At 64.8% G+C, this 17,389-nt stretch carries 17 protein-coding genes and 1 other RNA gene; 4 read left to right on the top strand and 14 right to left on the bottom strand.

Annotated features, from left to right (window positions below; genetic code table 11):
- Positions 1-121: 121 nt before the first annotated feature.
- Positions 122-3,172, bottom strand: a complete 3,051-nt coding sequence (locus FHS31_RS12445; RefSeq protein ID WP_167073989.1) for an isoleucine--tRNA ligase — start codon at positions 3,170-3,172, stop codon at positions 122-124.
- Positions 3,173-3,278: 106 nt separating this feature from the next.
- Positions 3,279-4,190, bottom strand: coding sequence for a bifunctional riboflavin kinase/FAD synthetase (locus tag FHS31_RS12440; RefSeq protein ID WP_167073987.1), 912 nt, complete (start codon positions 4,188-4,190; stop codon positions 3,279-3,281).
- A gap of 327 nt (positions 4,191-4,517) precedes the next feature.
- On the opposite strand from FHS31_RS12440, the gene FHS31_RS12435 reads away from it, so the two are divergent.
- Positions 4,518-5,075 (top strand): PEPxxWA-CTERM sorting domain-containing protein, encoded by a 558-nt coding sequence (locus FHS31_RS12435; protein ID WP_167073985.1) that lies wholly within the window; start codon positions 4,518-4,520, stop codon positions 5,073-5,075.
- A gap of 109 nt (positions 5,076-5,184) precedes the next feature.
- On the opposite strand, the gene FHS31_RS12430 is transcribed toward FHS31_RS12435, so the two are convergent.
- From FHS31_RS12430 to FHS31_RS12380, 11 genes are all read right to left on the bottom strand, one after another.
- Positions 5,185-5,652 carry a dihydrofolate reductase gene (locus FHS31_RS12430; RefSeq protein ID WP_167073983.1) on the bottom strand — a complete coding sequence of 156 codons (468 nt, stop codon included), beginning with the start codon at positions 5,650-5,652 and terminating at the stop codon, positions 5,185-5,187.
- Entirely contained in the window at positions 5,649-6,443 is a 795-nt protein-coding gene (locus FHS31_RS12425) for a thymidylate synthase (RefSeq protein WP_167073981.1), read from the bottom strand. Before FHS31_RS12425 ends, FHS31_RS12430 begins: the two co-directional genes overlap by 4 nt.
- 259 nt (positions 6,444-6,702) lie before the next feature.
- An RNA gene (rnpB, locus tag FHS31_RS12420) (RNase P RNA component class A) lies at positions 6,703-7,079 on the bottom strand.
- Positions 7,080-7,164: 85 nt separating this feature from the next.
- Positions 7,165-7,872: an N-acetylmuramoyl-L-alanine amidase gene (locus FHS31_RS12415; RefSeq protein ID WP_167073979.1), complete on the bottom strand. Its 708-nt coding sequence runs from the start codon at positions 7,870-7,872 to the stop codon at positions 7,165-7,167.
- 24 nt (positions 7,873-7,896) lie between these two features.
- On the bottom strand, positions 7,897-8,706 hold the full coding sequence (locus FHS31_RS12410; RefSeq protein WP_167073977.1) for a CheR family methyltransferase: 810 nt from the start codon (positions 8,704-8,706) through the stop codon (positions 7,897-7,899).
- Positions 8,697-9,791, bottom strand: a complete 1,095-nt coding sequence (gene cheB, locus FHS31_RS12405; protein ID WP_167073975.1) for a chemotaxis-specific protein-glutamate methyltransferase CheB — start codon at positions 9,789-9,791, stop codon at positions 8,697-8,699. The genes FHS31_RS12410 and cheB overlap by 10 nt, the downstream gene beginning before the upstream one ends.
- Positions 9,792-9,802: 11 nt before the next feature.
- Positions 9,803-10,168 (bottom strand): response regulator, encoded by a 366-nt coding sequence (locus FHS31_RS12400; protein ID WP_167073973.1) that lies wholly within the window; start codon positions 10,166-10,168, stop codon positions 9,803-9,805.
- Positions 10,169-10,367: 199 nt separating this feature from the next.
- Positions 10,368-10,799 (bottom strand): chemotaxis protein CheW, encoded by a 432-nt coding sequence (locus FHS31_RS12395; RefSeq protein ID WP_167073971.1) that lies wholly within the window; start codon positions 10,797-10,799, stop codon positions 10,368-10,370.
- Between the two features lie 4 nt (positions 10,800-10,803).
- Complete coding sequence (locus FHS31_RS12390) at positions 10,804-13,125, bottom strand: chemotaxis protein CheA (protein WP_167073969.1); 2,322 nt, start codon at positions 13,123-13,125, stop codon at positions 10,804-10,806.
- Positions 13,126-13,216: 91 nt separating this feature from the next.
- Positions 13,217-13,801 carry a histidine phosphotransferase family protein gene (locus FHS31_RS12385; RefSeq protein WP_243843451.1) on the bottom strand — a complete coding sequence of 195 codons (585 nt, stop codon included), beginning with the start codon at positions 13,799-13,801 and terminating at the stop codon, positions 13,217-13,219.
- 91 nt (positions 13,802-13,892) lie between these two features.
- Positions 13,893-14,282, bottom strand: coding sequence for a M67 family metallopeptidase (locus tag FHS31_RS12380; RefSeq protein WP_208408698.1), 390 nt, complete (start codon positions 14,280-14,282; stop codon positions 13,893-13,895).
- Positions 14,283-14,315: 33 nt separating this feature from the next.
- Between FHS31_RS12380 and FHS31_RS12375 the strand changes: the two genes are divergently transcribed.
- The 3 genes from FHS31_RS12375 to rpoH are packed head-to-tail and all read left to right on the top strand — an operon-like array spanning position 14,316 to position 16,549.
- Positions 14,316-14,564 (top strand): hypothetical protein, encoded by a 249-nt coding sequence (locus FHS31_RS12375; protein WP_167073965.1) that lies wholly within the window; start codon positions 14,316-14,318, stop codon positions 14,562-14,564.
- A gap of 51 nt (positions 14,565-14,615) precedes the next feature.
- On the top strand, positions 14,616-15,584 hold the full coding sequence (locus FHS31_RS12370; RefSeq protein ID WP_167074054.1) for an RluA family pseudouridine synthase: 969 nt from the start codon (positions 14,616-14,618) through the stop codon (positions 15,582-15,584).
- A gap of 59 nt (positions 15,585-15,643) precedes the next feature.
- Positions 15,644-16,549, top strand: a complete 906-nt coding sequence (gene rpoH / locus FHS31_RS12365) for an RNA polymerase sigma factor RpoH (RefSeq protein WP_167073963.1) — start codon at positions 15,644-15,646, stop codon at positions 16,547-16,549.
- 16 nt (positions 16,550-16,565) lie between these two features.
- Here the strand turns inward: rpoH and FHS31_RS12360 are convergent, their stop codons facing one another.
- Complete coding sequence (locus tag FHS31_RS12360; RefSeq protein ID WP_167073961.1) at positions 16,566-17,366, bottom strand: transporter; 801 nt, start codon at positions 17,364-17,366, stop codon at positions 16,566-16,568.
- Positions 17,367-17,389: the final 23 nt, after the last annotated feature.

Below are 17,389 nucleotides of genomic sequence, written 5' to 3'. Positions count from 1 at the left end.
TCCCCGGAACGGGGAGGGGGACCGCCGCCGGCGGTGGAGGGGGCTTTCGGCGAGGCGCAGCGCCAGAGGAGAGCCCCCTCCGTCATCGCTGCGCGATGCCACCTCCCCGTCCCGGGGAGGATCAGCCATGCACCACCGCCTCGCACCGCCCGCACAGCGCGCCATCCTCGGCAACATCGGGCAGGTGCCGCCAGCAGCGGCCGCACTTCTCATATTCGGTCTTGGCGACTTCGATGCCGATCCCTTCGACCGGCGCCTCCCCCGCCTGCACTGTCACCGGCGCACAAATGGCGAGTTCGGCGATATCGGCTTCGTGCATCAGGGCGAGATCGGCCTCGTCATAGCCGATCAAAGTCACCTCCGCTTCAAGGCTCGAGCCGATCACCTTCTCACGGCGCAGCGGCTCGATCTCCGCGGTGATCTGCGCGCGCATCGCCCGCAGCCGCTCCCACTTCATCCGCAGATCATCGTCGCGCCAGCCCGCATCCACTTCGGGCCAGGTGAGCAGATGCACCGATCCGCGCTCCGGATAGCGTGTGCCCCACACCTCCTCGGCGGTGAAGCAGAGGATCGGCGCGGCGTAGCGGACCAGCGCCTCGAACAGGATATCGAGCACGGTGCGATAGGCGCGGCGCTTGGGGTCTGTCGGCGCGTCGCAGTAGAGCGAATCCTTGCGGATATCGAAGAAGAAGGCGGAGAGATCGTTGTTGCAGAAATCGCCGAGCGCGCGGGCGTAGCGGTTGAACTCGAACGCTTCGGTCGCCGATTTGAGCTCTGCATCCAGCTCGGCGAGCAGGTGGAGCATATAGCGCTCCAGCTCCGGCATCGCCGCCGGCGCGATTGTCTCGGCTTCGGAATAGCCTTCAACCGCGCCCAGTAGATAACGGAAAGTATTGCGTAGTTTCCGGTAGGCATCGCCGGTGCCGGAGAGGATCTCCTTGCCGATCCGCACATCCTCGAAATAATCGGTCGAGGCGACCCACAGCCGCAGGATATCCGCACCGCTCTCACCGATGATCTTGAGCGGATCGACGACATTGCCGATCGACTTGGACATCTTGCGCCCCTGCCCATCGAGCGCGAAGCCGTGGGTGAGTACCGCATCATAGGGCGCATGCCCCCGCGTGCCGCAGCTCTCCAACAGTGAGGACTGGAACCAGCCGCGATGCTGATCAGATCCCTCCAGATAGAGATTGGCGCGAACGCCCGTCCCGTAACGCGCCTCGATCGTGAAGGCGTGCGTCGATCCGCTATCGAACCAGACGTCGAGAATGTCCTTCTGCGGCTCATAATCGGCGAGATCGTAATCGGGGCCGAGCAAGGCCTGATGATCGGCGGAGAACCAGGCATCCGCCCCGCCCGCCTCGAACGCCGCGAGGATGCGCGCGTTGACGTGCGCGTCGCGCAGATACTGGCCGCTCGCCTTGTTGAGATAGAGCGCGATCGGCACGCCCCAGGCGCGCTGCCGCGAGATTACCCAATCGGGGCGCCCTTCGACCATCGCGCCGATCCGGTTGCGGCCCTTTTCGGGGACGAAGCGGGTGTGGGCGATCGCGTCGAGCGCCAGTTCGCGGAGGGTGGGGGCATTCGACCGCGAAAGCCCCTCTCCCCTTGTGGGAGAGGGGTTGGGGAGAGGGGTCGAGCGCGCAGCGCGAGGTTCCGCATCCCCCTCTCCTTCCCACGCTGCTGACGCAACGCGGGCCCCTTCCTCCCCCACAAGGGGGGAGGAGGCTAAGGGCTTGTCCATGCCGATGAACCATTGCGGCGTAGCGCGGAAGATGACCTTGGCCTTGGAGCGCCACGAATGCGGATAGCTGTGCTTATAATCGGCGCTCGCCGCGAGCAGCGCGCCCGCCTCGCGCAAAGCCTCGCAGATTGGGCCGTCAGGCGCGTTGAACTTGGGATTGATGACGCTCCCCTGCCCGCCCAGCCAAGGCCAATCGGCGCGATACTTCCCGTCGCCCTCCACCGCGAAAACCGGATCGATGCCGTGCGCCTTGCACAGCGCGAAATCGTCCTCGCCATGATCGGGCGCCATATGGACAAGCCCCGTACCCACATCGGTGGTCACGAAATCGCTGCCATCCAAAAGAGGACGTCGCTTGCCGAAGAAACCACCCCACTCGTGCATCGGGTGAAGAACGAAGGTGCCCGCGAGGTCAGAACCCTTGATCTGCTCAAGCACCTTGACCAGCTTCGTGCTAACGGCACCGCCTTTGGTTCGGAAATCCGGATCGAGGGACGCAATAGTTTCATTAACTTTTGCGTGAACAACACCCAGCCGTTCAGGGTCTGCCGCCAGAAGAAAGGTACGGCCTGCAAACGGATTAGCGATGGGTTCGGCAAATCCGCGGCCGATCACAACTGCTTCGTCGAATTTAACCGCGACATATTCAATACCGCCGCCATAAGCCAAAGCCTGGTTGACCGGGATCGTCCATGGCGTCGTCGTCCAGATCACCGCATAGGCGCCGACCAGCTCCGGGATCGGGCTTTCGACGATCTCGAACGCCACGTCGATCTGGGTCGAGGTGATATCCTCATATTCCACCTCGGCCTCAGCGAGCGCGGTCTTCTCCACCGGGCTCCACATCACCGGCTTGGCGCCGCGATAGAGCTGGCCGGTCTCGGCGAACTTGAGCAGCTCGCCGGCGATGATCGCCTCGCTGGCGTAATTCATGGTGAGATAGGGATCTGCCCATTCGCCCATCACGCCCAGCCGCTTGAACTGTTCGCGCTGCACATCCACCCATTTGGCAGCATAGGCGCGGCATTCGGCGCGGAATTGCGCGACCGGCACCTCGTCCTTGTTGAGCTTCTTGGCGCGATACGCCTCTTCGACCTTCCATTCGATCGGCAGGCCGTGGCAATCCCAGCCGGGGACGTAGGGCGCATCCTTGCCGAGCAGGGACTGGGTGCGGACGACGATGTCCTTCAGCACCTTGTTCATCGCATGGCCCATGTGGATGTCGCCATTGGCGTAGGGCGGGCCATCGTGAAGGATGAAGCGCTCGGCGCCCGCGCGCTGGGCACGCAGCGTTCCGTACAGATCCTCCGCCTCCCATTTGGCGAGGATGGCGGGCTCCTTCTGCGCGAGGCCGGCCTTCATCGGAAAGTCGGTCTTGGGCAGGAAGACGGTGGCGCGGTAATCGGGGGGAGTGTCGTCGGGCATGGTTGGCTGCGCCTTTGCGCCAAAACACCCGTTCGTGTCGAGCATAGTCGAGACACGTGCGCAGCGCTTGTGCCACGTCCCTCGACTTCGCTCGGGACCAACGGGACTAAGCGAGGATGCGCCTCGCCTCCGCGCAATCCTTCTCCATCTGCGCGGTAAGGGCTTCGAGGCTGTCGAACTTCGCCTCGGGTCGAAGGAAGGCGATCAGTTCGACCGCGATCGTCTGGCCGTAGAGATCGCCCGCGAAATCGAAGAAATACGGCTCCAGCAATTCCTTAGGCGGATCAAAACTGGGGCGGATGCCGAGGTTCGCCGCGCCATCCAGCACGCGCCCATCCGCCAGCCGTCCGCGCACCGCATAAATGCCGTAGCGCGGCCGCTGATATTCGCCGAGCATAAGGTTGGCGGTGGGATAGCCGATCGTGCGGCCGAGCTTGTCGCCATCCACCACCGCGCCCTCGATCGTGAAGGGCCGGGTGAGCAATTCCGCCGCCGTCGCGCAGTCACCCTCGCCGAGCGCCGCACGGATGCGCGAAGAGGAAATCACGCCCGCGCCATCGCGCACCGCCGTCACCACTTCCGCCGCGAAGCCGGGCTGAACGGCGAGCATCGCGGTATCGCCGGCACGATCCTTGCCGAAGGTGAAATCCTGCCCCGTCACCACCGCCGCCACGCCGAACCGATCGGTCAGCATCGCGATGAAGGCGTCGGGCGACAGCGCCGCCAGCGCCGCATCGAACCGGATCACCAGCATCGCGTCCGCACCCGCTTCGCCAAACAGCCGCGCGCGCTGATCGATCGTGGTAAGCGCGAACGGCGGCAGATCGGGGCGAAAGAAGCGCGCCGGATTGGGATCGAAGGTCGCAACGATCGCGGGCCGCCCCTCGGCCCGGGCGCGATCGATCGCGCGCCCGACCACCGCCTGGTGCCCGCGGTGGAACCCGTCAAAATTGCCAAGCGCCATCACGCCGCCGCGATACGCCGCTGGCAGAGGCCGATCCCCACTCACCTGCTCCATGGCGCACGCTATAGGCGCGCCCCGTTGCGCTGCCAACATCGGGGAATTCACCAGAACATACACTTAATTACAAACCTACCGCGCCGCAGCAATTTTACAGGTTCAACTCCGTAATGATACAAGGTTCGAGAAATTCTTTTGGAAAGCTCAGTAATCCGGGCCGCGTGGTTAATCGCATGTCCATTGGCTCCAGTCGATTTGTAACGAATTGTTAATTGATTCCGCTAAGCATGATTTCTTTTTGCGGCGGCGCCAAAATATATTAAGGCGGTTTTCGTCAGGTACGAAATTGCGAATCATCGAACATCCTACGGAAGGAAGCGGATCATGCGGAAGTTGCTGTCTTATGCTCTAGCGGGCGGAATGCTCATGGTTGCCGTGCCGGCGTCGGCAGCGACGTTCACGCCGTTCACCATCAACCTGAGCGCCACGGACGCCAACACGGCGACCTACACCTACACCTTCGATCCCGGCACCTATGTGGTGGCGCTGACGCAGGCCACCTACACGGCATTTGCTCCGGCCTCGCCGAATGCAGGTAATTGGGCTGATTACTACCGCTATTTCGTCGGTCAGTCGGCGATCGACAGCGGCAGCTACCAGTATTCGGGCACGCTCTCGACGCGCTATGCCACGGCGACCGATGCCTTTAACGCCTATAGCGCGCAGGGCCCGCTCACGCTGAACTTCTCGACCGCGACCACGGTGAAATTCCAGATTGGCGACGATCTGAATTCGCTGGGCGACAATACCGGCGGCACCTCGCTGCGCGTGACGCAATCCGCGGTTCCCGAAGCCAGCACCTGGGCGATGATGGTGATCGGCTTCGGCGCGGTGGGCTATGGCCTGCGCCGCAGCAAGGTGCCCGCGGTCCGCTTCGCTTAAAGCGCGCAATCACGCCCCCATCTGTGATTGGGCGCTTGGTCGGGGCTGTTTCCGCAAGGAGGCAGCCCCGATTAGTGTTTATGAAAAAGGGGCGGTCCACCGTCGCCGCTCAGCCGCGGACGATGGTCACGAAATCGAAATCGGGGCCGCCAAGCTCGCGCTTCTCGACGCGCCAGCCCGGGCCCAGCGGCGGCATCACCGCATCACCCTCTATCGTGCGATGGACCTCGGTCAGCTCGATGGTGGTCGCGCGGTCCATGAGCAGCGCGAAAATCTCGGCGCCGCCGATCACCGCCACCTCCTCGGCATCCCCGGCCAGCGCGAGCGCGGCATCGGCATCGTGCGCCACCTCGGCCCCTTCCGCCGTCCAGCCGCGATCGCGGGTCAGCACGATATGCCGCCGTCCCGGCAAGCGGCCGGGCAGGCTCTCGAAGGTCTTGCGACCCATGATCATCGGCTTGCCCATCGTCAGCGCCTTGAAGCGCTTGAGGTCTTCGGGGAGATGCCAGGGAAGCTTGCCGTCGCGGCCGATCACGCCGTTATCGGCGCGGGCGACGAAGAAAGTGATATGGGTCACACCGCGATCGGCGCCCTGATCGTCGGCTGCGCGACATAATCGTGCAGGACGAAATCCGCATAGTCATAGCCATCGATCGAGTCCGGCTTGCGGAGGATTTCGAGGCGCGGCAGCGGCCCCGGTGAGCGGCTGAGCTGCAGCTCGGCCTGCTCGATATGGGTGAGGTAGAGGTGGCAATCGCCGCCCGTCCAGATGAACTCGCCTACCTCCAGACCGCATTGCTGGGCGAGCATATGGGTGAGCAGCGCATAGCTGGCGATGTTGAACGGCACACCGAGGAAGACGTCCGCCGAACGCTGGTAGAGCTGCAGGCTGAGCTTGCCATTGGCGACGTGCGTCTGGAACAGGCAGTGGCAGGGCGTCAGCGCCATCTTCGGATTATCGGCGGGATTCCAGGCGGTGACGATCTGGCGGCGCGAGCCGGGATCGCGGTTGATCAGCGCGACGAGATCCTTGATCTGATCGATGTGGACCCCGCCGGGCCCCTCCCAATCGCGCCACTGCTTGCCGTAGACGGGGCCGAGATCGCCCTCCGCATCGGCCCATTCGTCCCAGATCGAGACTCTGTTTTCATGGAGATAGCGGACGTTGGTGTCACCCTTCAGGAACCACAGCAGCTCGACGATGATCGAACGAAGGTGGAGCTTCTTGGTGGTGAGAGCCGGGAAGCCTTCGGCCAGATCGAAGCGCATCTGGTGGCCGAAGACGGAGAGCGTGCCGACCCCGGTGCGATCGTGCTGGCGCGCGCCTTCGTCGAGAATGCGCTGCATAAGGGCGAGATATTGCTTCACCCTTTCAACTTATCCGTTCGTCCTGAGCTTGTCGAAGGACCGTCCTGCCTTTTCCACAGAAGAATGGAGGACAAGGCTTCGACAAGCTCAGCCCGAGTGGGATTTGTGTGGCCAAAACCAACGGGCCGCAGGCCCGCAAGCGCGAACGCGCGCCCGGACCGCCGCAGGCGGGAGGAAAGCCAAGCGCGCGGATGCGCGCGCCGGCGCAGGGTTCCCAGCAAAGTAGTACTTTGCTGGGGCCCGCTTGAGGCAAAACAAAAACGCCAGAGGGCCTGTAAGCCGGGTTCTGTCCTCCCGCGAACGGGATGGGCGACCATTCCTCTAGGGCGACGCTCGCGCGCCGCCTCAAGCAACCAACCCGAGCGACGGAGGCGAGTAACCCCATGTGCCGCTCCTATTCGGTCTTGCTCCAGGTGGGGTTTGCCGTGCCGCCGCCGTTGCCGGAAGCGCGGTGCGCTCTTGCCGCACCCTTTCGCCCTTACCCGCTCGAAAACGGGCGGTATGCTTTCTGTTGCACTGTCCCTGAACAGGCCGTTCCCAGCCTGCCCGCCGGGCGTTACCCGGCACCTTCACTCTGCGGAGCCCGGACTTTCCTCCCCTCGTCTTGCGACAAGCGGCGGCCGCCCGGCCCTCTGGCGGAAGATGAGCTACGCCCAAAGCCCGTTCGTGTCGAGCGTAGTCGAGACACGTCCCTCGACTTCGCTCGGGATCCGCGGGGAGGTTAGGATTGCCCCAGCCGCGCCTCGGCGCCCTTGTCGCCGCCGGTCAGCAGCGAGAGCAGGATGGCGCGGGTCTGGCCATCGATCATGCCATCGAACTTTTCGGGACGGTAGCGACGCTGGAAAGCGCGGACGGCGGCGGCGCCATCGAGCACGTCATAACCGAAGCGTTCGAGCGCGAGCAGGAAGCCGCCATCGGTCCAGTGCGGATCGGTAAGCTTGGTCGGGCGGGGCAGCGCCAAACGCACCTTGGCCAGGCGTTCCCAATCGAACAATTCGCCGGGATCGTCCTTGCGCGCGGGGGCGATATCGGAATGGCCGACGATGTTGCCGCGCGTGACACCGTAGCGATCGACGATCTCGCTCATCAGCGGCAGCAGCGCCTGATATTGCGCCTCGGTGAAAGGGCGGTAGCCGAATTCGTGGCCGGGGTTGACGATCTCGATCCCGATCGAGGCCGAATTGATATCGTCGATGCCGCGCCAATGGCTCTTGCCGGCATGCCAGGCACGCTTGTCCTCGGCGACCAGACGCAGCGTCTGGCCGTCTTCGGCGATGACATAATGGCTGGAGACCTGCGCCGCTGGATCGCACAGCCGCTGGATCGCGGACGCCGCGTCTATCATCCCCGTGTAATGCAGGACGATCATCGTGATCGGCAGCTTGCGCTCGTTGAAATTCGGCGAGGGGCAATCGATCATTTCGCTCATCGGCACAAAGCATAGCCGCAAAGATCAGGCGGGGCGATAGACGCCGCGCACCTGAGGATCGGCCGTGAAGCAGTCGCCGAGGCCGAGCACCGTCTCCCCCGCGCCCAGCATCAGCACGCCGTCGGGCGCGATCGCCTCGCGCAGCCGCGCCAGCACCGCCTTGCGCCGCTCCAGTGAGAAATAAAGCAGCACATTGCGGCACAGGATGGCATCGAAGCGCCCCGGCGGCGGCGGGCTCAGCAGATTATGCTGGAGGAAGGTGATCGGCGCGCGGACATTGGCCTTGACCCGCCACTGTTCGCCATCGGGATCGAACTGGCGCATCAGCGTGGTGATCGGCAGCCCGCGCTGCACTTCGAACTGGGTGAACAGGCCGCTGCGCGCCCGCGCGATCGCCTCACCCGAAACGTCGGTTGCGAAGATGCCGAGATCCCAACCCTGGAATCGCGTCTGCTGCGCGATCGCCATCGAGAGTGAATAGGCCTCCTGCCCCGTCGAACAGCCCGCCGACCAGACACGGAGCCGGCGACGCTCGGCGCGCGCGGCATGGATCAGGCCGAGGCCCTCGGTCGCGAAATGATCGAAAGCGGCGAGATCGCGGAAGAAAAAGGTCTCGTGATTGAGCATCGCATCGACGATCTTGTCGGCAAGTGGCGAGCGATCGTCGCCGTTCAGACGAATCACCAGCCCGTCGAGCGTTTCCAGGCCGAGGTCGCGCAGCAGCGGCTTCAGCGCGGTCTCGATCGTCCAGCGGCGATTGGCGTTGAGCTGTTGGCCCGTGCGCCGTTCGAGCAGCCCCGCCAGCGCGGAGATCGCGATCGGCGTCATCTCCATGGGGTCTGCTCCTTGGCCAGCACGCGCCCCTCGACATGGCGCGCGAGATCGGCGGGCGGCAGCACGATCTGCGCAATGCCCGCTTTGGCGACGGCGCCCGGCATGCCCCAGACCACCGAGCTCGCCGCATCCTGTGCCACCACCTCGCCGCCACTGTCCGCCAGCGTCCTGCCACCGATCACGCCATCGCGGCCCATCCCGCTGAGGATCACCGCCAACCCCTTTTCGCCGTAAACCTCGCTCACCGATTCGAGCATCGGATCGACCGAAGGCATGCAGCCTGAAGGCGCGGACTGGCGGCCGATCTTGACGTGCACATGCCCCCGCGACCGTGCGAGCTGCAGATGCCCGTCGCCCGGCGCGAGCAGCACCGTTCCCGGGAGCACCGGCATCCCGTCGACCGCAAGGCGGGTCGGGCGGCCGGTCATCTCCCCCAACTGGCGCGCAAAGAAGGGCATGAACGGCGTGGGCAGATGCTGCGTGACGAGAATCGGCGCCGAAGCCCGGAACGGATAGGCCGCGAAGAAGCTGGCGAGCGCGTGGACGCCGCCCGTTGACGAGCCGATCGCGACACACCCTACGGCATCGGCCCGGGCGGCAACGCCGGCAGAGCCCGGCACCGTCTCGATCGCCGGCGGCGGCGTGGCGGCTCCCTCACTGGCCGCGATGCGCAGGATTGTTTCGATCAGCGTATCGGCGAACGCACCGCCGAGCGCGCCGGTGGCGGGCTTGAGCAGGGTGTCCGCCGCGCCGAGCCTTAGCGCCATCACGGTAGCAACCGCGCCGGTGCCGGCTGCGGACGAGACGATCAGCACGCGCGCGCCATTGCTGCGCGCGATCAACTGGGGAATCGCATCGAGCCCGCTCAACCCCGGCATGTTGAGATCGAGAACGATGATCTCGACCGACTGACGATTGACGAAATCGATCGCAGCCTCGGCGGTGGCGCACTGGCCCGCCACCTCAAATCCGAGTTCGGGGGCAAGGATGCGGGCAAGCACCGCGCGCGCGACGATCGAATCATCGACGATCAGTACGCGGATGGGATGGCCGGATCGAACCGCCGGCGGGGATCGGGGAAGCATAGAGCCGGCGCTCAGGCGACGCCGACGAGCTGCAGCTTACTCTCGAGCGTATCGCGATCGAACGGCTTCATGACATATTCGTCGGCCCCGGCATCGATCGCGGCGCGGATATGCGCGGTGTCATTCTCGGTGGTGCAGAAGACCACCTTGGGGCGGCGCGGTAGCGTCGTGTGGCCAAGCTCCCGCAGGAATTCGATCCCGCTCATCACCGGCATGTTCCAATCGAGCAGGATCACATCCGGAACCTCGCTCAGGCACGCCGTCATCGCCTCCTGCCCGTCGCCCGCTTCCTCGACCGTGAAATCGAGGGTCTCCAGGATGTGGCGCGCCACTTTGCGAATGACCTTCGAATCATCGACTACCAGACAGGTCTTCATGCAATGGCCCCTTGTTACTGAGGAGCTTGGTAACCCGCTGTCGTAATGATCCCGTTAACGCTGCAGCTTTTTGCTTAAAGTCGGTTTGGAGAAGCGCGATGCGCGTTTCGCGGCACCAGCCCGCTCCCCCACCCGACCTCCCAATCAGGATATTCTATGGGAGGTCGGGTGGGGGAGCGGGCTGGTGCCGTTATGGCTCTCAGGCCGCGAGCAACTCCGGCCCCTGAATCAAGAGAGTGGGATCCAGCAGCAGGATATCGCCGATCGGCGTTTCGATCTGGCCGACCGTCACCCGCGACCAGCCGGCGCCGATCACCGCGACGCACGGCGATGGCGCGCCGCCCTCGATCACATCGACCACCTCTTCGACGAGCAGCGCATAGCCATGGCCGTCGCTGGATATGACGACCGCGGTATGCGCGGCTTGACGATTGCAGCGGCCAAGACCGAGCGCCGCGGTGCTATCGATCACGGTAAGGATGCGGCTGCGCAGCGCGAACAGTCCCCGGATGTGCGGCGCCACGCGCGGCACCGCGCTGATTGCATCGATCTCCACTACCGAGCTGATGCCATCGGCCCTGAGCGCCACCGTATCCCCGGCGACACGAACGATCAGATACAGGCTTTCCATCGGCTCAAGCTCCCCGCATCGCGCGGCCGAGCGCCTTCAGCAGGCCATCCCGGTCATAGCGCCAGACGCTTTCTTCATCGATTGCATCCGCGATCGCCGCGGCGCGCAGCCGCACCACCGGCGCGGCGATGCCCTGCGGCACCGCGTCTGCAGCGGTGGCGATCACGACATCGACGCGCTCCTCCCCGCTATCATACGTGACGCGATAACCCGCGGCGACAAGCAGCGGCGACAGAAGCTCACGCGACCAATGATCGTCTTCACCCGCCAGCAGACAGAGCGGCGTGTTGCGCGGGCTGGCGAGCGCGACGCCGGAGAACAGCCAATGCGGATCGAGCATCTCGACCGGACGCCCGTCGATCAGCACCACGCCCGCGACCAGGCCCGGCTGCGTTGCGGGCTGCAGCCGCTCGCTATTCTCGATGACATCGATCACGCCTTCGATCGCATAGGCCAGCCGCGCGGTGCCGTCGCCGAGCTGGAGCATTCGCATGCGCGCGACATCGGGGATATCCGCGCAGGCGGCCACTGGTATGAGGGCATCGTTGTGCGCCAGCACGAGGCGACCGCCGGAACGGCTGATCTGCGCACGATCGACATCCTCGATCCGCTCGACCAGATTGAGCCGCACCCCACGCTCGGCGCCGTCCAGGTCGCGGAACAGCAGCACTGACACCCGCTCGCGCCTCTCTCGTGTGTTATCCTCCTCGACCGGCTCGGGCATACCCGCCCGCACCCCGTTCGCGGCGGCGAGGCCGGCGACATCGAGCAGCAGCATCGGCCGGCTGTCATCCGGCAAGGTCGCGCCCGCATAGATGCCCGTCGCCATGATCGCGGGGGCGGCGGGCTTCACGACCAGCTCTTCATGATCCAGCACGCAATCGACCTTGAGCGCGAATCGCTCACCACCGCCCGCGCGGACGATCACCAGAACGGGACGAAGATCAGGGTCGTTGCTCCTGCAATCGAGGAAGCCGCCGAGATCGACCACCGGCAGCATCTTGCCGCGGATCATCGCGACATCGCCGTCGCCCAGGGTGGAAAGCGTGATCGTCTGGCCGTTGGGCCGGACGATCTCATCGATCGCCGAGCGCGGCACCGCGAAGCAATGATCTCCGCAGCCGACAACGAGCGCAGGGATGATCGTCAGCGTCAGCGGCACGCGCAACGTGACGCGCAGCCCCTGGCCAGGCCGGCTTTCGATCTCGACGCTGCCGCCGATCCGTTCGATATTGGCGCGCACCACATCCATACCCACGCCGCGGCCCGAGACGGTAGTGACCGATTGCGCGGTGGAAAGGCCGGGCGAGAAGATCAGCTCAAGCTTGGCCGCCCAGTTCATCTGCGCTGCCGCTTCTGCGGTGATAAGGTCGACCTTGATTGCCTTCTGGACGAGTTTTTCGGCATCGATGCCGCGCCCGTCGTCGATCGCATCGATCAGGATCTGATTGCCCGCCTGCCGCGCCGCGATGCGCAGGCGGCCCGTACGGGGCTTGCCCGCCGCGACACGCTGTTCTGGCGGTTCGATGCCATGATCGAGCGCGTTGCGGATGATATGCGTGATCGGGTCGCGGATCATTTCGATCATCTCGCGATCGAGCTCGACGTCGCCGCCATCGGTATCCAGCGTAACGCTGCGGCCAAGCTCCGCCGCCAAATCGCGGACCATGCGCGGCAGCGCGCCGAATAGGCCATCGATCCGCGCCATGCGCGTCTGCGTGATCGCGTCACGGATATCGGCGACGCACAGCGACAGCCGCTCGAACGCCATCTCCAAACCAGTGTCGGCGCCCGTCGCGCGCAAAGCGCGGGCAAGCTCGTTGCGCGCCAGCACGACATCGGAAACGCCCGACATCATGCGATCGAGCAGCTCGACCGGCAGGCGAATCGTCCGCGCCGGGGCGCGCGCCGCCGCGGCGGAGCCGCCGGCCGGCTGGCCCGAAGCAGAGGCTATGACCTGGCCCGGGGCCAGCGCCTCGATCAATGTTTCATCGTCGCCTTCGGGCAGCACGCCGGTTGCGTCGAGCTGATCGACCAGCTCACCGATCCGATCGACAATCGCCAGCACCGCGCTCACCAGGGCGGCATCGGGCGTGCGTTCGCCATCGCGGACGTCGGCCAAGGAATCCTCAGCCGCATGGCTCAAATGCCGGAGCCGAGGCAAGTCAAGGAATCCGCAGCTGCCCTTCACGGTGTGCACGAAGCGGAAGATCGCATCGAGGCGCTTGCGATCGCCGGGCTCAGCCTCCCAGGCGACGATCTCGCCCGCGATAGCCTCGAGCGTATCGCGCGTCTCGGCTATGAAATCGGCGAGCAGTTCTTCCATATTCGCATCCGTCCTCGCCCAGGGGGGCAGATGCCTGCTCGCACATTAGGGTAAAGGAGGGCTTAATCGCAGCTGCAGAGCAGTCCGAAGGTCAGACGCGCGAGGCGCCGAGCAATAGCACGCCATCCTCTTCCTGTAGCAGCAACGTGCGGCCGTCCCGCTCGGCCACGGTGCTGGCGAGCACGGCGCCGATCGTGCGGGATGTGGTCGGCAGCGCCTCGCCCGCCAGCACGCGCCGCACTTCTCCATCCAGCACCAGCCGCGCGCCCTCGGCACGGACGACGATCTCGCCGCCCTCCAGCCCGACATCGAGACGCCCGCCCCGCACCAGCGCATCGAGCGCGATCAGCCCCAGGTTGAGCACGATCCGCGTTGCGCTGCGATCGAGCGTCGTGCAATCGGCAACCCAGCCGAACGCGACCTTGCCGCTCATGCCCGCCAGGCTATCGAGCGAAGCGCGCACTTCCCCCGCATCGATGCGATCGCCGAAGCCGCCCGCCGCGCCGAAGGCCAGCCGGAAGAATTTGAGTTTCTCGGCCGACGCCCGCGCGCCATCAGCCAGCAGGCTGAGATATTCCTTGCGCAGCGCGGGATCGTCTTCGTCCGCCAACAGCTCAAGCCCGTTGTTGAGCGCGCCGACCGGGCTCAACAGATCGTGGCACAGGCGCGAGCACATCAGGCTCGCGAACTCGATCGCTTCATCCTTCACCTGGGCATCCCCCAATGCTTTCACGCCTTCTGCATCGCACAGCATTGGTTAGCAATTATCACACCATCCGAATCGACCACTCTTCGAAACCCGTGGCATTGGCGCACCATAGCCGCGCCGCGCCGTCCGCCAGGATCAGCCAGAGCCTGCCCGGCTCCGCCGCCGCCCAATCGCGGTCCGAGGGAACAGCAGACCCGAAAGGGTGGGAGTGATAATGGCCGATCACCTGCGGCCCGCCGGCACGCGCGGCCTTATAGGCGCGGAGCAGGGTCGCGGGGTCGATCTCGAACGTGCGGGCGGGATCGTCGGCGACATTCGCGGTGGGCTCCGCCGTATCAACGCGATCTGGGCTGCCGAACAGCAGGCCACAGACCTCCTGCGCCGGCCTTGCCGCCGCCTCCGCCAACAGTCGCGCCAAAAGCGCCGCCGGGATGACAGTTTGCTCCAACTGTGCTAATCATCAAGCGCAGGGGAAGAGTGCATGAAGCGGATCGCTTTGCTGGTGCTGACCGCCGCGATGGCGATCGACGTTACGCAACAGGCCTATAACAGCAATTTGCTCGACGCCATCGCCCAGCGTCCATCAGGCCAATCCGTGGTCCGCGTGGTCGTTCAATCGCCGGTGATGACGACGATCGAGCATTGGCTGTTCTTCTTCATCGGCTTCGGCCTGCTGAGCCTGCTGATGGCGAGACGCAAGCCACAGGTAGGCCCGGACATTCTGGGCTGAATCGTTGCGCCGCGGCATTGAAATCACGGGTTGGAATTTTATATCCTGAACGTGGACGCGGGGGTGTCGATCAAACAGGCTATCGTGCCGGCGGACGCCGCTGGATGGCGGCTGGACCGCGCGCTCGCAGCCGCGCTCCCCACCCTTTCGCGCGAACGGCTCAAGACGCTGATCTCCAGCGGCCGGGTGACGCAGGCGGCCAACGCCGTGCGCGATCCGGCGATCAAGGTGAAGGGCGGCGAGGCCTATGAGGTGGCGATCCCCGCCCCTACCCCCGCCGGCAATATCGCGCAGGACATCGCGCTGGAGGTGGTGTTCGAGGACGAGCATCTGATCGTGATCGATAAGCCCGCCGGGCTGGTCGTCCACCCCGCCTGCGGCAATCTCGACGGGACATTGGTGAATGCCTTGCTCCACCACTGCCGAGGCTCGCTCTCGGGGATCGGCGGGGTCGAACGGCCGGGAATCGTGCATCGCATCGACAAGGATACGTCGGGCTTGATGATCGCCGCCAAGACCGATCGCACCCACACCGGCCTTGCCGCACAGTTCGCCGATCACAGTATCGACCGCCGCTATCGCGCGATCGTCTCGGGACGTCCACGCGCCGACAATGGCCGGATCGAGGGTGCGATCGGGCGATCGCCAAGCAACCGCAAGAAGATGGCGGTGGTCTCGCCCGGCCAGGGCAAGCATGCGGTGACGCACTATTCGGTATTGGAGCCGCTGCGGAGCGCCGCGCTGGTCGAATGTCGGCTGGAGACCGGGCGGACGCATCAGGTGCGCGTCCATATGGCTTCAATCGGCCATCCTTTGTTGGGCGATCCCTTCTACGGTCGCCCGAGCAAAGAACATAAGGCGCTGATGGAGCGGCTCGGTTTTGAGAGGCAGGCGCTGCATGCCGCCCGGCTCGGCTTTCGCCACCCGATCACAAGCGAAACTTTGGCGTTCGAAAGCGAAATTCCGCCGGATATGCAGCAAATGTTCAACGAGCTTGTGCTAGACACAGTTCAACGATGACGGCACCGCAGCAACGGTTCCGCCGGAGCCTCCCGTAGGCTCAGGGAGTTAAGACGATCATGGTGACCAAGAATACCCCCGCGACGATCCCGGCCCTTGGCGGCGAGCAGAGCCTCAACCGCTACCTCTCGGAGATCCGCAAATTCCCGCTCCTCCAGCCGGAGGAGGAATATATGCTCGCCAAACGCTTTCAGGAGCATGGCGATCCCGAGGCGGCGGCCAAGCTCGTCACCAGCCACCTGCGCTTGGTCGCCAAGATCGCTATGGGCTATCGCGGCTACGGCCTGCCGACGTCCGAGCTGATTTCGGAAGGCAATATCGGCCTGATGCAGGGCGTGAAGAAGTTCGAACCCGATCGCGGCTTTCGCCTTGCCACCTATGCGATGTGGTGGATCCGCGCCTCGATCCAGGAATATATCCTGCGCTCCTGGTCGCTCGTGAAGATGGGCACCACCGCGGCGCAAAAGAAGCTCTTCTTCAACCTGCGCCGCATGAAGAGCCAGATCGACGCTTTCGAGGACGGCGATCTCAAGCCCGAGCATGTCGCCAAGATCGCCACCGATCTCGGAGTGACCGAGGACGAGGTTCATTCGATGAACCGCCGCATGGCGATGGGGGGCGATACCTCGCTCAACGTCTCGATGCGCGAGGATGGCGAGGGCCAGTGGCAGGATTGGCTGGTCGACACCGATCCGCTGCAGGACGAGCGCATTGCCGACGCGCAGGAAAAGGATGTCCGTCACGACATGCTGACCCAGGCGATGGACAGCCTCAACGATCGTGAGAAAAATATCCTCGCCGAACGCCGCCTGTCCGATGATCCCAAGACGCTGGAAGAGCTGAGCCAGGTCTATGGCGTCAGCCGCGAGCGCGTCCGCCAGATCGAGGTCCGCGCGTTCGATAAGCTGCAGAAAGCGATGATGCGGATCGCCGGCGAACGGAAGCTGCTGCCCGCGATGGCCTGATCCAGCTTCTGGCGTGCTAGAAGCGGCCCGTGACGCCGACCGTCACCTCGATATCCGGAGCATTTTGGTTCAGGCCGAAGTTGGTCTGGATATCGAACTGGCTGTTCTTGCCCGGCTGATAAGCGAACGACAGCGCGGCTAGCGTTTCGGTGGTGTGTTGATCGGGATCGCGGTCACGGATCGCTTGCAACTCGATCGCGGTGCTGAGCTTCTTGCTGAGCTTGGCCTGCAGGCCGATGACGCCCGAATAAGCGAGGTGGCGCCCGCTGCCGTCCTCATCGGTCGCGGCATCCACCTCCGGGGTCAGTTCCAGCGTCAGCGCATCGGACAGGGCATAATTGACCGGGATCAGCAGCCCGGCGCCCCAATCGCCCGCGCCGATACCGTCCTTGCCGCTGGGCAGCGTGGCGAAAGGCAGCAGCGCGATCGAAAGATGGCTGCCATCGGGGTTCATGAGGTTCTGCTTGATGCCGACCGTCACATCGCCGATCCCCGAAACCCGATCCACCGCGCCGGTTGCGCGATCCTTGTCACGGACATGCGTATACGCCGTCCACTCGACGCGGAATTCGGTGCTGTCGGTAAGGCCATAGCGGAGCGAAATATCGCCCACCGCCGTGGTGTCGGTGATAGAATCGGGCTGCTTGTCGTGCGTCCAGTCGCCAAGGCCGACCTCGGCCTGGAGATGGCCCTTGTCCACCGTGCAGGCCGGCGTCGCCAGACCGGGACGATCGGGACACAAATCTCGCAGATCGCCGGCCCAGGCGGGAAAGGCTGCAAGCCCGGAGATTAAGCAGACAAGACTCAGACGCATCATGATCCCCTGGATGTGTTTTTCCC

Source organism: Sphingomonas vulcanisoli, assembly GCF_011761305.1.
Classification (GTDB): domain Bacteria; phylum Pseudomonadota; class Alphaproteobacteria; order Sphingomonadales; family Sphingomonadaceae; genus Sphingomonas_I; species Sphingomonas_I vulcanisoli.
This window is presented reverse-complemented; position numbering and strand designations above follow the sequence as displayed.

Bases quoted from the DNA above. Each gene is read 5' to 3' on its own strand.
- FHS31_RS12400 (WP_167073973.1), bottom strand. From the start codon at position 10,168: ATGAAGACCTGTCTGGTAGTCGATGATTCGAAGGTCATTCGCAAAGTG.
- rpoH (WP_167073963.1), top strand. From the start codon at position 15,644: ATGGTGACCAAGAATACCCCCGCGACGATCCCGGCCCTTGGCGGCGAG.
- FHS31_RS12440 (WP_167073987.1), bottom strand. From the start codon at position 4,190: ATGGAGCAGGTGAGTGGGGATCGGCCTCTGCCAGCGGCGTATCGCGGC.
- FHS31_RS12435 (WP_167073985.1), top strand. From the start codon at position 4,518: ATGCGGAAGTTGCTGTCTTATGCTCTAGCGGGCGGAATGCTCATGGTT.
- FHS31_RS12390 (WP_167073969.1), bottom strand. From the start codon at position 13,125: ATGGAAGAACTGCTCGCCGATTTCATAGCCGAGACGCGCGATACGCTC.
- FHS31_RS12385 (WP_243843451.1), bottom strand. From the start codon at position 13,801: ATGTGCTCGCGCCTGTGCCACGATCTGTTGAGCCCGGTCGGCGCGCTC.
- FHS31_RS12360 (WP_167073961.1), bottom strand. From the start codon at position 17,366: ATGATGCGTCTGAGTCTTGTCTGCTTAATCTCCGGGCTTGCAGCCTTT.
- FHS31_RS12375 (WP_167073965.1), top strand. From the start codon at position 14,316: ATGAAGCGGATCGCTTTGCTGGTGCTGACCGCCGCGATGGCGATCGAC.
- FHS31_RS12415 (WP_167073979.1), bottom strand. From the start codon at position 7,872: ATGAGCGAAATGATCGATTGCCCCTCGCCGAATTTCAACGAGCGCAAG.
- FHS31_RS12410 (WP_167073977.1), bottom strand. From the start codon at position 8,706: ATGGAGATGACGCCGATCGCGATCTCCGCGCTGGCGGGGCTGCTCGAA.
- FHS31_RS12395 (WP_167073971.1), bottom strand. From the start codon at position 10,799: ATGGAAAGCCTGTATCTGATCGTTCGTGTCGCCGGGGATACGGTGGCG.
- FHS31_RS12445 (WP_167073989.1), bottom strand. From the start codon at position 3,172: ATGCCCGACGACACTCCCCCCGATTACCGCGCCACCGTCTTCCTGCCC.
- cheB (WP_167073975.1), bottom strand. From the start codon at position 9,791: ATGCTTCCCCGATCCCCGCCGGCGGTTCGATCCGGCCATCCCATCCGC.